At 69.2% G+C, this 13081-nt stretch carries 10 protein-coding genes; 6 read left to right on the top strand and 4 right to left on the bottom strand.

The genetic code is table 11. The features are described from left to right. Positions 1-11: 11 nt before the first annotated feature. Positions 12-464, top strand: coding sequence for a carboxymuconolactone decarboxylase family protein (locus tag AC069H_RS21115; RefSeq protein WP_478233537.1), 453 nt, complete (start codon positions 12-14; stop codon positions 462-464). A gap of 5 nt (positions 465-469) precedes the next feature. Here the strand turns inward: AC069H_RS21115 and AC069H_RS21110 are convergent, their stop codons facing one another. Continuing rightward, entirely contained in the window at positions 470-1186 is a 717-nt protein-coding gene (locus AC069H_RS21110; RefSeq protein WP_478233612.1) for a helix-turn-helix transcriptional regulator, read from the bottom strand. A gap of 134 nt (positions 1187-1320) precedes the next feature. Between AC069H_RS21110 and folE the strand changes: the two genes are divergently transcribed. After that, complete coding sequence (gene folE / locus AC069H_RS21105; RefSeq protein ID WP_340681596.1) at positions 1321-1917, top strand: GTP cyclohydrolase I FolE; 597 nt, start codon at positions 1321-1323, stop codon at positions 1915-1917. Here folE and AC069H_RS21100 read toward each other — a convergent pair. After that, entirely contained in the window at positions 1907-3157 is a 1251-nt protein-coding gene (locus tag AC069H_RS21100; protein ID WP_478226046.1) for an MFS transporter, read from the bottom strand. The two genes, folE and AC069H_RS21100, sit on opposite strands and share 11 nt — an antisense overlap. 107 nt (positions 3158-3264) lie before the next feature. Here AC069H_RS21100 and AC069H_RS21095 point away from each other — a divergent pair, with 107 nt between their 5' ends. Further along, on the top strand, positions 3265-5817 hold the full coding sequence (locus AC069H_RS21095; RefSeq protein ID WP_478233536.1) for a P-loop NTPase fold protein: 2553 nt from the start codon (positions 3265-3267) through the stop codon (positions 5815-5817). Here the strand turns inward: AC069H_RS21095 and AC069H_RS21090 are convergent. Continuing rightward, positions 5748-6398 (bottom strand): flavin reductase family protein, encoded by a 651-nt coding sequence (locus AC069H_RS21090; RefSeq protein WP_478226162.1) that lies wholly within the window; start codon positions 6396-6398, stop codon positions 5748-5750. The genes AC069H_RS21095 and AC069H_RS21090 overlap by 70 nt on opposite strands. Before the next feature lie 331 nt (positions 6399-6729). Between AC069H_RS21090 and AC069H_RS21085 the strand changes: the two genes are divergently transcribed. Further along, positions 6730-8799 (top strand): AMP-binding protein, encoded by a 2070-nt coding sequence (locus AC069H_RS21085; RefSeq protein ID WP_478233535.1) that lies wholly within the window; start codon positions 6730-6732, stop codon positions 8797-8799. 113 nt (positions 8800-8912) lie between these two features. Here AC069H_RS21085 and AC069H_RS21080 read toward each other — a convergent pair whose 3' ends face one another. Next, positions 8913-10538: an AMP-binding protein gene (locus tag AC069H_RS21080; RefSeq protein ID WP_478233534.1), complete on the bottom strand. Its 1626-nt coding sequence runs from the start codon at positions 10536-10538 to the stop codon at positions 8913-8915. A gap of 108 nt (positions 10539-10646) precedes the next feature. Here AC069H_RS21080 and AC069H_RS21075 point away from each other — a divergent pair, with 108 nt between their 5' ends. Both AC069H_RS21075 and AC069H_RS21070 read left to right on the top strand, forming a co-directional pair. Beyond that, on the top strand, positions 10647-11462 hold the full coding sequence (locus tag AC069H_RS21075) for a helix-turn-helix transcriptional regulator (RefSeq protein ID WP_478226042.1): 816 nt from the start codon (positions 10647-10649) through the stop codon (positions 11460-11462). 632 nt (positions 11463-12094) lie between these two features. Beyond that, positions 12095-13072: a GlxA family transcriptional regulator gene (locus AC069H_RS21070; RefSeq protein ID WP_478233533.1), complete on the top strand. Its 978-nt coding sequence runs from the start codon at positions 12095-12097 to the stop codon at positions 13070-13072. Positions 13073-13081: the final 9 nt, after the last annotated feature.

Below are 13081 nucleotides of genomic sequence, written 5' to 3'. Positions count from 1 at the left end.
GGAGAACCACCATGGAAACCCGCATCCCGAACCCCGCCCTCGCGAACCCCGCGACGTTGAAGGCCCTGATCGCGCTGGCGGAGTCGACCGGCGACACCGGTGTCCCGAAGACCACGCACTACCTCATGCACGTCCGCGCGAGCCAGATCAACGGGTGCAGCGGTTGCCTGGAGATGCACACCAAGGAGCTGCGCGAGGCGGGCGAGTCCGACGAGCGGATCTTCACCGTGGCGGCGTGGCGCGACACGGCCTACTTCACCGACGCCGAACGGGCGGCGCTCGCGCTGGCGGAGGCCCTCACCCGCATCGCGGACCGGGCCGACCCGGTCGACGACGAGATCTGGGACGAGGCGGCTCGTCACTACGACGAAGCGCAGCTGTCGAGCCTGGTCCTCTCCATCGCCGCCATCAACACCTGGAACCGGCTCAACGTCGCCACCCGGCAGATCGCCGGCGCCGCCTGAGCGACCTACTCGGCCTGCCGTAGCTCCACACAGCACTCGGCCGCGCCGGGAGCGAGGGCCGCCTCCACGTTCCCGGCGCGCACGCCGTTCAGGAAACCGGCAAGGAAGGCCTGATTGATCCCGCAGACCAGCCCCGGCGCCTCCGCGGCCAGCGGATGGAACGGGCAGTTCCGCAGTCGGACGCAGGTCCTGCTGTCCCGGCTCGGCTCGAAGCCGTAGCGGCGAAGCATCCCTTCGGCCACGGTGAGCGCGCGTTCCGTGCCGAGCCTGCCGGGGCGCGTTCGCGCTCGTTCCTCTTCGCCCGCCGCGAAACCGCGCTCCCCCGCGACCCGCAGCACGGCTTCCCGCGCGGACTCGCCGCTCCCTTCGGCGAGCACGGCCTCGGCGAGGATGCCCGCCAGGATCTCGTGCCGCCGGGCGGGAAGCTGCACTTGGATGGCCTCGTCGACGGGCTCGTAGACCTTCGGCCTGCGTCCCACCTTCACCACCGGACCGGCCGCGAAGCCGAATCTGAGCAGCCCGGCCGCCACGAGCTTGTCGAGATGGAAGGCGGCGAGCTTGCGGGAGATCCCGACCGCCGCCGCTGCCTCGTCCCGCGTGACAGGGCGCCTCGCACGCCGCGCGTAGACGTACATGCCTCGACGGAGGTCGTCGTCGAGCGCCGCCACCGCGGCGATGGCGGGGGCGTCGAGGCCGTCCGGGTCGGGCACTGTCACGTTCACCACGATATCGCCTATCTCAACCGGCGGAACATTCTGGACTGCCGATCTACCATGTAAGATGAGCCACCGGGTGGCAAAACACCCAAAAGTCTTGGTTTAATCCACTGGGGATCGCGTTCAGCCTAGGAGGCCCAATGTCCACTCCCGCCTTGCGCGTCGTGCACGAAACCGGGCCGGGGCCGGACCTCGCGGCGGCCGAGGCCGCGGCCGCCGATCTCCTCACCGCACTGGGCATTTCGCTGGACTCCGAGAGCCTCCGTGGCACGCCGGGCCGGATGGCGCGCGCGTACGCCGAGTTGTTCACTCCTCGGCCGTTCGATCTCACGACCTTCCCCAACGACGAGGGCTACGACGAACTCGTCCTCGCCAGGGGGATCCCGGTCCGATCCGTCTGCGAACACCACCTGCTGCCGTTCGTCGGGGTCGCGCACGTGGGATATCTGCCGGGAGAGCGGATCCTCGGCCTGTCCAAGCTGGCCAGGATCGTCGAGCACTTCGCCTGCCGTCCGCAGGTTCAGGAACGGCTCACGAAACAGGTCGCCGACTGGCTCGAAGAGCAGCTCGAACCGCGTGGCGTCGGCGTGGTGATCGAAGCGGAGCATTCGTGCATGACGTTGCGCGGCGTCCAGGCCGTCGGGTCGAGCACCGTCACCTCGACCCTGCTCGGCACACTGCGTGAAGACGCTCGTTCGCGCCAGGAGTTCTTCGCGCTCACCGGGATCAACGGCTGACAGTGGGCTCTTGCGCGTAGGCCGCGGAGACGACCTCGCGGTCGAACACCCGCCAGGTGAGCGCGGAAACGATCACCGCCACCACGAAACCGGCCCAGTACGGCGTCGTCAGCCCGAACTTCGACGCCACCGCCCCGCCGAGCAGCGCACCGACGCAGTTGCCGCCCGCGATGATGAACAGACTGGTGCTGCCGACCCGGCCCAGCATGTCGGGCGGGGTGAGCCGTTGACGCAGGGAACTGCCGACGATTCCCCACAGTGCGCCGTGTACCCCGAAGAGGAACAGGATCACCCCGACCACCGGCGCGCTCGTGCTCGTCGCGAGCACCAGATGTGTCCCGGCCTCGATCAGCAGCCCGATCCGCAACGTCCAGGTCGGGGTGCACCAGGCGATCAGCCGGTCGCCCATGACCGAGCCGAGTAGTCCGCCCACCGCCATGCAGGTGAAGAGCAGGCCGTATCCGACCGCACCCAGCTGGAGCCGTTCCTTCGCGAGCAGCACCAGGACCGAGGTGGCCGCGACGAGCGTCAGGTTCAACATCCCGATCAATCCGATCATGGTCCGCAGCAGACGCTGACCGGCGAGCCAGCGGAACCCCTCGGCCACCTCCGAGCGCATCGACCGGCGCGCGACCGGCTCACCGGTGCCGTCGCCGGGCCGCGGCCGGTACGCACCCGCGATCAGCCCGAGCAACAGGGCGCTGACCGCGTACGTCCCGGCGTTGACGTAGAACGGGATGCTCGCCGCCACGCCGAACAGGAATCCGCTCAGCGGCCCCGAGAGCATGCCGTGGGTCAGTGTCGTCCCGGCGTACAGCCGGCCGTTCGCCCGCTCCAGCAACGCTTTCGGGACTATCGAGGGCAGCATCGCCCCGCCGGCCGTCCGGAACACGACCTCGCTCGCGTTGATCACGAAGAGGACGGCGTACAGCAAGGCGATGCTGACGTCGCCCATCGAGATCGCGACGGCCAGCAGGGCGACGGCGGGCACCCGGATCCAGTCGAGGGTGATCATCAGCTTGCGCCGGTCCACCCGGTCGACGAGCACTCCACCCGGCAGCGAGAAGAGCAGCCAAGGCAGCCACGCCACCGCGAAGCCGCCCGAGACCACGAGCGGTTCGTCGGTGCGGGAAGCGATCAGCAACGGCGCCGCCACCGTCGCGAGACCGCTGCCCAGCGCGGACGTCGTACTCGCCGCCCAGAGCTTCGCGTACCTGCCATCCAGCCGCTCCCCCGTCATGAGATCAAATGTAGCGACCAGTGACCGAGCGGAGGCGTAGTTTCACCCCCAGCTGAGTAGCCGCCCTCTAGACTGCCCTTCCGTTCGGCCTTGGGAGGGGAGCACGGATGGTGCTGGTGCGCGACGTCGATCCGTCGATTCTGCTGATGAACAAGGCATCGGGCGAGAAACCGGGGGCTTACCTGCCCAGGGACATCGACGGCCCGCTCAGGTCAGCGCTCAAGACCACGCCGTTCACCCTCGTCGTCCACGAGGTGTACTCGGGCGCCAGGCGATCGGCCTTGGAAGCCTTGTGGATGACGTACGCCGGAACGGACCTGGTCATCGAGCCGGAGCTCGACGAGCTCGTGATGGACCGGCGCGACGGCCCGGCAGTGCTCTGGCTCGACCGGAAACTGCCCCAAACTCTCGGCCGCGACCCCGCCGCGGTGGCCAAATGGCTGGACAAGGATCCTCGGCGCCGACTTCTGGGGCTCGTCGGCGAAAGCCAATACGACCACCCGGAACTGCGTGCGGCGATCGATCGCCTCGGGCCGACCGTCCTCCACATCGGCCCGGCTCTCTCCGCCGCCGAACGCGCTGAAGCGAAGGCGATGTTCCCCGCGTCAGGGCCCATCCGCACGATTGACGAAATCGCTGTCGTGCGGAGCCCTCCTGATTCCGGGGACAAAGGCCCGGACCCCTTCGCCGCTCACGTCGCCGACTACCGGCCAGACACCGACGACGGCGTCGATCGACTCGGCATCGGCACCGACGTCCGTATGCTCGCCGACCTGGTCGTCTCCCGGATGATCACCCCTCCCCTGTCGATCGGCCTGTTCGGCAGCTGGGGTTCGGGCAAGAGCTTCTTCATGCGCCAGATGCAACTGCGCGTCCGCGAACTCGCCGATTCCGCGCGGGCGGCCGAAACCGAGGCCGGCACGCACGGGAAGTCCGTGTCCTCCTATTGTTCGAGCGTTCGCCAGATCAGCTTCAACGCCTGGCACTACAGCGAAGCGAACCTCCTCGCCAGCCTCGCCACGCATATCTTCGACAACCTCGCCGCGAACGGCGCCGAGAACGACCTTCAGCGCCAGGCCGACCTGCTCGCCGAACGCCGCATGACCGAGAAGACGCTTCTCGGCAGGCTCAGCGCGGTCCGGCTCGAACGCAGAACCCTGACGGCCCAGCAGAAACAAGCGAAGCGAAGGCGACGGAAACCGCGCGAGTACGTCCGCGCGGTCTTCGACAGCCTCACCGCCGCGGACAAGGCGTGGATCGCGTCCCGGATCGGCGTCGACCAGCCGACCGCCGAGGATCTCGAACGGCTGGCGCAGGAAACGGGCGGGCTGCGGTCGGACGTCGCCGAATTCTGGCGGCGGCTGCGGCAGGATCCGGTTCCGCTGCTGGTCCTGATCGGTGGGCTGGTGACGGTCCTGGTGGTCACGCTGCTCGTCGGCCGGTCGCAGGTGTCCGGCGTGCTCGGCGGACTCACCGTGGTGAGCTCCGCGCTGACCGTCGTCCTGCGGATGCGCGCCAGCGCGGACCGGATCCACCAGGCGCTCGACAAGCTCGGCGGACCGTCCGAAGAGGACGAAGAGACCGAGCGGCGCCTGGCCGAACTGGACGCCGAATCCGACCGGCTCGAAAAGGCGGTCGCCGAACTCGCACCGGGGCTGGACCTCGTGTCGTTCGCCGAGTCCCGGGTCTCGGACTACGTCGAACATCTGGGCGTGGTTTCGCTGCTGCGCAAGGATCTCGAGACGTTCGCGACCATGCTCGCCGAGGTACCCCACGGTTCGGGGAAGATCGAACGGACCGTGCTCTACATCGACGATCTCGACCGCTGCCCGCCGAAGGTCGTCGTGCAGGTCCTCGAAGCCATTCATCTTCTACTGGCGCTGCCGGTGTTCGTCGTCGTGGTGGGTGTCGACTCCCGCTGGCTCAAGAAGGCCGTGGAGCAGCACTACGAGGAGATGCTCGGCGACGATCCGGAGACCTTCGCCGAGAACTACCTCGAGAAGATCTTCCAAGTGCCGTTCACGTTGTCCCCCATGGACGATCCAGGGTTCGCGGGGCTCGTGCGCGGGCTCGCCGACACCGAGGTCCAGGACGCCTCGCCGTCGCCGACGCCCACCGAACCGGATCAGGCCACCGGTGACCGCTCTCCGGTCCCGGCCGATTCTCGCCCTCGCGCGGAAGCACCGCGACCGTCGTCCGAACAGTCCACAATAGACCTACGACCTCCTCGGCTGGTGATCTCGGCGCCGGAACTGGACTTCCTGCCGACACTGGCCCCGCTCGTCCGGTCCCCACGTGCCGCGAAAAGGCTCCTGAACCTGTATCGCCTGCTGCGAGCACGGTTCGCCGGAGAAGACCTGGCGGAGTTCCTCTCCGACGGCGACCGCGAGGCACCGTTCCGTGCGGTGCTGGTGCTGCTCGCGGTCCACGTCGGGCATCCGGACGCAGTCCGGTGGTTCGCCGGCCTCGATGGGAGCGCCCCCGACGACAAGGCCATCGAGATCGTGTCGAAGATGAACGACCACGAACTGCGCCCGAAACTCGAACGCGGCCTGTCCGGCGAAGCGTGGCCACTGCTGGCCGTGTCCTATCAGCGCTGGCTGCCGCTGGTGAACCGGTTCTCGTTCGCCCGCGATCGCTCGATGTCCGGCCCGCGATAGAGCCGCTCCGGGATCCGCGCCAGTGTCGACGGATGGACCTGCGGGCCGAGGCCGTAGAGCTTCTGGAAACTCATGATCAGCGGCCGCCACCGGTCGGGGTCGATCCGGTCTTCGGTGCCCGGCATCCGCACGTCGTCGTGGACGTGGACGCGCTGCACGCGGACCTCGAACACGAGGACGCCGCCGCGTTGTTTCGGATCGTCCTCCGCGAGCGGGTGCACGGCCTCGACGACGGCCTCCATCGTCACCGGGCATTCCGCGACGCGCGGCGGCCGGACCGTCTCCGAGGGCACCGGGGTGAGGCCGGCGCGGGCGAACTTGTCCGGTTCGTGCCGGTAGCCGCGTTCGTACTTGCGGGCCGGGACGGGATCCGAACCGGTGGTCAGCGCCAGCCTGTCGACGGCGGCAGCCAGCGCGTCGGAAGGGAGATTCAGAACACATTCACGGTTGCGCATGAGATTTTGCGCCGTCTTGGCTTTCGCGCCCAGTCCGAGCATGCCCCGCCAGCCGAGCCAGAACGCCGACGACATCGGTGCCAGGTTCGGGGCGCCCGCCTGGTCGACCGTCGAAAGGAGCACCACAGGGGTGCCGAAGTAGAGGATTCCTGGCTCGATACGGGTGTGCGCGGTCTCGGCCGCCGTCGTAGTAACTGTCACGTACGCCAGCTTCGCCGCCTCGCGCGCCGGAGGCTGGCGAGAATCGGACGTCGCGATCAACACCGTCGGCGGACGGCGTCGCGCCGCCCGAACACTTACCCTCTTCCGAGACGGTTCCCTTGGGCGGACGCGAACCCGCGGTCGTTCGGAGTATTGCGTTCGGCCGATTGCTGGTAGGTTCGCCGAACTTGAACGACGAAGGAGGCGCCGGCAGCGGCCCGGTCAACACCCGAACGCGCGTGGTGAGGCGAATCGCATGCGAGACGATGTGGTCCAGGCGAGCTCGATTCTCGGGCATTCCCCCGGCCAGGTTTGGGAAGTGATCGGCGATCCCGAGTCCTACTCGAGGTTCGTCGCGGAGATCAGCTGGTGCGAGATCCAACGTCCTGCCGAGCGCGGGCGCGGCCCGAAATGTCTTGTCCGGCTGGAACCGCGGCCGGGGACGCTCGTCGTCGGTGACATCGAGGCGCGGGTCTGGCGGCCGGGCGAGCACGTCGTGTGGTGCGGCGTCGAGAACGACGGCATCTGGGTCTCGGTCGAGCTGCGGCAGGCTCCCGGTGGCGGCACGGAACTCGTCGCGCAGCTGATGCTTCCGGCGCCACACTCCCCTCTCGTGTCCGCCGCGTCCTTCAAACGATCCGTCCGCGCGGCGGCCCGCCGGATCGATCTGCACCTTTCGGGCCGGGCGGCGTCGCCCCAGGAGGAACCGGCGCATACCAAGGCCACCACGCTGCACACGGCGAGCACGCTGATCAAGGCCGGGGTGCTCGCGGCCGCGCGCCCGGACAAGATCGCCCGGCAGCTCACCTCCTTGTCGCAATGGGGCGCCACCGTCGCCGGCGGCTACTCGGCCAACGCCGCCCGTGTGCCCGACGACGTCGCGTTGCACGACGAACGCAACGTCCGGACGTTCAAGCAGACGGCCGATCGCAGCAACCAGCTCGCGAACGCCCTCGCGGCCCGCGGAGTGCGCGCCCGCGACCGGATCGCCTTGCTGTGCCGCAACCACGCCGCGATGGTCGAGTCACTGATCGCGTGCAGCAAACTCGGGGTGGACGCGATCCTGCTCAACACCGGGCTTTCCGCCGGCGCGGTCGCGGACGTGATCGAGCAGCACAAACCGGTCGCGGTGCTCGCCGACGACGAGTTCTCGCGGATCATCGCCGGCATCCCCGGCGATTTCCTGCGGCTGTCCACCTGGCCGGAGACCGAGAACGGCTACCCGACGATCGATCAGCTGATCGCCGGGGTGCCCGCCACCAAACTCAAACCGGTGGACCGGATCGGCAGGCTCGTCGTCCTCACGTCGGGCACCACGGGGACCCCCAAAGGCGCGCGCCGCCCCACGCCGAAGGGATTGTCGACGTCGGCCGCCATGCTCGACCGCATCCCGCTCCACTCCGGAGACCGGTTCGTGGTGGCCGCGCCGCTGTTCCACAGCTGGGGGCTCGCCGGCATGCAGATCGGGATGGCCGTGCGCGCGTCCTTGTCGCTGATCCGGCGGTTCGACGCCGAGGAGATCCTGCGGACCATCGCCGAACACCGCTGCGGTGTGCTGTTCGCCGTGCCCATCATGTTGCAGCGCATCCTCGATCTGCCGGAACGGATCCGCGCCCGCTACGACCTGTCGTCGCTGCGGATCGTCGCCAGCAGCGGATCCGCGCTGCCGGGCCCGATCGTCACCGAGTTCATGGACACCTTCGGCGACGTGCTCTACAACTTCTACGGCTCCACGGAGGTTTCATGGGCCAGCATCGCCACGCCCGAGGACTTGCGCGCCGCGCCGACCACCGCCGGCCGCTGCCCTCCCGGCACCCGCGTCGCCATCCTCGACGACGACCACAATCGTGTCCCACCGGGCTGGGAGGGACAGATCTTCGTCGGCAACGACATGCTCTTCGAGGGCTACACCGACGGCGCCAGCGTGCCCCGCGCGGAGAACCTGATGGCGACCGGCGATGTCGGCTACCAGGACGCCGCCGGACGGCTCTTCGTCACCGGCCGGGCGGACGAGATGATCGTGTCCGGTGGGGAGAACGTGTCCCCTCGCCCGGTCGAGGAGGCCATCGCCGCCCTGCCCGGCGTCCACGAAGCCGCGGTGATCGGCGTGCCGGATCGCGAGTTCGGGCAACGGTTCGCGGCGTACATCGTGCCGAAACGCGGTGCCCGCATGAGTGCGGACGACGTCCGCGCCTACATCCACCACCGGCTGGCCCGCTTCGCGGTGCCGCGGGACGTGTACTTCGTCGAGGAGCTGCCCCGGAACGCGACCGGAAAGGTGCTCAAGCGGCTGCTGCAAGACGAAACGTGGCCGATCGACCAATGAGCCCCGTGTGCCGGGACGGAACACGCGTGCTTGGAGGCGGATCACGCGTGATTCCAGCCGGATGACCCGGCTTCGGCGTGTTCGGTCCCCAATCACGCGTGATCCGCCTCTGATCACGCGTGTTCCGCGCTCGGATGCCGCTCCCGCAGGAGAAACCGCTGGATCTTCCCGCTGGGTGTCTTGGGCAGCTCCGGCACGAAGTGCACCTCACGCGGGTAGGCGTGCGCGGCGAATCGCGTCTTCACCAGCTGCTGTAACTCGGCCACCAACGCGGTGTCGGCGGAGGCGCCGTCCCGTGCGACCACGTACGCGACGACCACCTCGCCGCGCAGCGCGTCCGGGACACCGACGACGGCGCATTCGGCCACGGCGGAATGCTGCTGCAGAACGCTTTCCACGTCGAACGGGCCGATACGGTAGCCCGCCATCAGGATGACGTCGTCGTCCCGCGAGGCGAAGGTCAAGTACCCATCGGTGTCCTTGGCGGCCACGTCACCGGTGTAGTACCAGCGGCCGTCGGGGCTGAAGCGCGCGGCGGTGCGCTCGGGCGCGTCGCGGTAGCCCCGGAACCACACCAGCGGGCTCGCCGCGAGATCCACGGCGACACGGCCGCGTTCTCCCGGCTCGGCCACCACGTCGGCGTCCTCACGGAGGACCTCGACCGCGAAGCCCGGCAGGACACGTCCCATCGACCCTGGCTTGACCTCCGAGCGGAGGTCGGGATGCCACGCGTTGCCCACCACCATGCCGAGTTCCGTCTGTCCATAATGGTCGTAAACGCCGACACCGAGCTTCGATGACGCCCACTCCAGGACATCCGGCGTCAACGGTTCCCCCGCCGATGAGCAGTGCCGCAGGCGGAGACCGCCCGGCACCGGGGCGGCCGAGTTCCGGAGCGCGCGATACACCGTCGGGGCGGCGGCGAAGTTGGTGACACCGAACCGCTCCAGTACCGCCCACGTCAGTTCGGCGGAGAAACCCGCGTGCAGCAACAGACTCCGCCTGCCGGTCGCCATCGGCGTCATGATCGCGTAGTACAGACCGTAGGCCCAGCCGGGGTCTGCGGCGTTCCAGAAGACGTCGTCGGCTCGGACGTCGAGCGCGAAGTCCTGGTACGCCTGGAAACCCGCGAGCGCACGGAGAGGAATCGGGACGGCTTTGGGCGTTCCCGTGGTCCCGGAGGTGAACAGCTCGACGAGGACCCCGGACCCACCGGTCACCGCGGCTCCCGGCAGCGGCGCGGCGTCTGCCAGCATCTCCCGGAACGACAGATCGCCCGCCTCGCCGTCCCCGACGACCACGATCCGCCGCGCAGGGTCGTCCGGCAGATCGGCGGACGGCGTCAGCTTCGAACGCTGACCGGCGTCGGCGATGACGACCTTCGTGCCGTTGCCGGTGACGCGCAGCGCGATGGCGGGCGGCGCGAACGCCGTGAACAGCGGGACGTGCACCGCGCCGAGCCGCCAGATCGCCAGCAGCGCCACGACCAGCTCCGCCGACTTGCCCATCAGCGTCGCGACCCGGTCCCCCGGCCCGACCCCGAGGCCGAGCAGTGCCCCGGCGAAGCGTTCCGACTGCTCGCGCAGCTCGCCGTAGGTGAGATCGTGGCTGGTCAGATCCGCTTCGACCACGGTGAACGCGACCGCCTCCGCCGGATGCCGGTCGCACAACAGCGTCGCCGCACAGGCCCGCTCGTCGTCGTAGACCTCGAGCAACCGCCGGACGTGAGCTTCGGTCATCGTTTCTCCCGGGACGTTGGCGAAGGCGTACAGTTCCGGAAATCGTGCGGGCGGGCCCGATCCGTCCACCACCCCCGATCGAGGGGGATCACCGAGGAGGGTGAGCCGATGCCGGTCGACGACGCCCAGCTTCTCGGCGCTGTCTCGGACCTGCGCCGGGACACCGGCCTGCCGGTCGGCTTCGCCGGGGTCGCCGTCGCCTCACCGCGAATGCGGCTGACCGCGTTCCTCGGCAACCGCGGCACCGCGCTGAACGGCCTGTCCGTCCGCGCGGGCCGCGGCCTCGGCGGCAAGGCGCTCGCGCTGACCCGGCCGGTGGTCGCCAACGACTACCACAGCGCCACCACGATCAGTCACGACTACGACGAGCCGGTCCGCGACGAGGGCATCCACTCGGTGGTCGCGATCCCCGTCGTCGTGCGCCGCCGGGTCCGCGCCGTCCTCTACGGCGGTCTGCGCGACGAGACCACCCTCTCCGACCGGACGATCACCGCCGCCCTGCACGCCGCGCGCGATCTCGAACAGACGTTGGCCGTCGAGGACGAAATCGAGAAGCGGCTGGTGGAGGCACGGCCGCTGGCGGAGCATCGCGAGGAGGCCGCTCCGCGCGAACGGCTGCGCGAGGTCTACGGCGAGCTCCGGGCGCTCTCCGGCCAGATCGCCGACGACGTTCTCCGTGACCGCCTCGACGCGATGTGCGCCAGCCTGACCGGCGCCGCTTCCCCCGTGGCGCGCTTGGCGCCGAGGGAACTGGACACCGTCGCGCTCGTCGCGCTCGGCCTGACCAACGCCGAGATCGCGCACCGGCTGGGGCTGACCGCGGAGACGGTCAAGAGCTACCTGCGGGATGCGATGCGCAAGCTCGACGCGACCTCCCGGTTGCAGGCCGTCACGCACGCGCGGCGGATCGGCCTGCTCCCCTGATTCAGCCCGCGGGAACGGGCGAGACCGACGAGATGCAGTACTTGTCGCCTGCCTCTCGCCGCACCTCCATAGTCCCGGTGAAGCTCTCGCTGTAGTTCAGGGTGCCGGTCATCGTCACCACGATCAGGTCCGGGCCCGCGGCACGCGGTTCTTGCGCGGTGAGCGACGCGTTGCGGTCGCCATATTCCTTCGCCGTCTGGCGGACCTTGTCCTTTGCGTCCGCGCAGGCCGACTCGGCGGGGTCTGCGTCGCACTGGCCGATTTCGAGGACTTGCTGTCGCTCAGCAGGAATCCGGGCGCGACGAACGCGAGGATCGCGAAGACGACCACCACGAGCGCGCCGCCACCGGCGATCAGCCCGATCAGCAGGCCATTGCCCTTCTTCGGCGGCTGCTGTCCCGGGTACTGCGGCCCTTGCGGTCCCTATGGGTACGACATCGATGCTTCCTTCCCCCGAACAACCTGTGCGAGAGAAATCTACCGTCCCCTTCGGACAGTCGTGATGCGGATCGGGACTCGTGAGTGGTGAGGACGGCGGCGCAGGAATGTCCATGAAGGATTTGGGACATTCACCGTCCCAAATCCTTCATGAACACGTCCATCACCACTCGCGAATCTCTACAATCCGCCCCATGAGACGGCTGGCCGTGGTGGTCTTCAACGGGGCATCCCTCGGCGCGATGTCCTTCGCGTTCGGCGTGTTCGAAATGGCTTCCGCCTTCGGGGAGCTGCCCGACCTCGAACTCAAGGTGGTCGGTGGCGAACCGGGGACCGCGCTGCGAGGCGGCGGGCTGACCGTGCCGGTCCCCGAAGACCTCGGCGCGGTCCGGGACGCCGATCTGGTGCTGGTCCCGAACTGGCGGTCACCGATGGAGGATCCACCACAAGCCGCCCTGGAGGCACTCCGCGCGGCACACGACCGGGGAGCCCGGGTGGCCGGACTGTGCAGCGGCGCCTTCGTCCTGGCCGCGGCCGGGCTGCTCGACGGACGCCCGGCGACCACGCACTGGGCGATGGCCCCGCTGCTCGCGGCCAGGTTCCCGGCGGTCCTCCTCGACGAATCGGTGCTCTACATCGACGACGGCGACATCCTGACCGCGGGCGGCGGCGCGGCGGGCATGGATCTCGGTCTGCACCTGATCCGCTCGTGGTGCGGCGCGGAGGTGGCGAACCGGCTGGCGAAGGGCATGGTCGTCCCGCCGCATCGGCCCGGCGGACAGGCTCAGTACATCGAGTCACCGATGCCGGAACTCGACGACGGCGACCCGGTATCGGAGACGATGGCCTGGGCGCTGACCCGGCTGGACACGGCGCTCCCGGTCGACGAACTCGCCAGGCGGGCACATATGAGCAGGCGCAACTACGATCGCAGGTTCCGCGAGATCACCGGTGCCGCGCCCGGCACGTGGCTGACCCACCAGCGCGTCATCCGCGCGCAGCAACTGCTCGAATCCACCGATCTCCCGGTCGACGAGATCGCCAGGTATTGCGGGTTCTCCTCGTCCGCCGCGCTCCGCCCGCATTTCCGGCGGCAGGTCGGGGTCACGCCGGTGTCCTATCGGGAGACGTTCGGGACCAGGCTGGGCGTGCCCGAGCCCATCCTGTCCTGAAACGAACCT

The organism is Amycolatopsis sp. NPDC043887, assembly GCF_056435665.1.
Note: the sequence above shows the minus strand (reverse complement) of the source record. Positions and strands in the feature narration are given on the sequence as shown.

Bases quoted from the DNA above. Each gene is read 5' to 3' on its own strand.
- AC069H_RS21115 (WP_478233537.1), top strand. From the start codon at position 12: ATGGAAACCCGCATCCCGAACCCCGCCCTCGCGAACCCCGCGACGTTG.
- folE (WP_340681596.1), top strand. From the start codon at position 1,321: ATGTCCACTCCCGCCTTGCGCGTCGTGCACGAAACCGGGCCGGGGCCG.
- AC069H_RS21100 (WP_478226046.1), bottom strand. From the start codon at position 3,157: ATGACGGGGGAGCGGCTGGATGGCAGGTACGCGAAGCTCTGGGCGGCG.
- AC069H_RS21095 (WP_478233536.1), top strand. From the start codon at position 3,265: ATGGTGCTGGTGCGCGACGTCGATCCGTCGATTCTGCTGATGAACAAG.
- AC069H_RS21085 (WP_478233535.1), top strand. From the start codon at position 6,730: ATGCGAGACGATGTGGTCCAGGCGAGCTCGATTCTCGGGCATTCCCCC.
- AC069H_RS21080 (WP_478233534.1), bottom strand. From the start codon at position 10,538: ATGACCGAAGCTCACGTCCGGCGGTTGCTCGAGGTCTACGACGACGAG.
- AC069H_RS21075 (WP_478226042.1), top strand. From the start codon at position 10,647: ATGCCGGTCGACGACGCCCAGCTTCTCGGCGCTGTCTCGGACCTGCGC.
- AC069H_RS21070 (WP_478233533.1), top strand. From the start codon at position 12,095: ATGAGACGGCTGGCCGTGGTGGTCTTCAACGGGGCATCCCTCGGCGCG.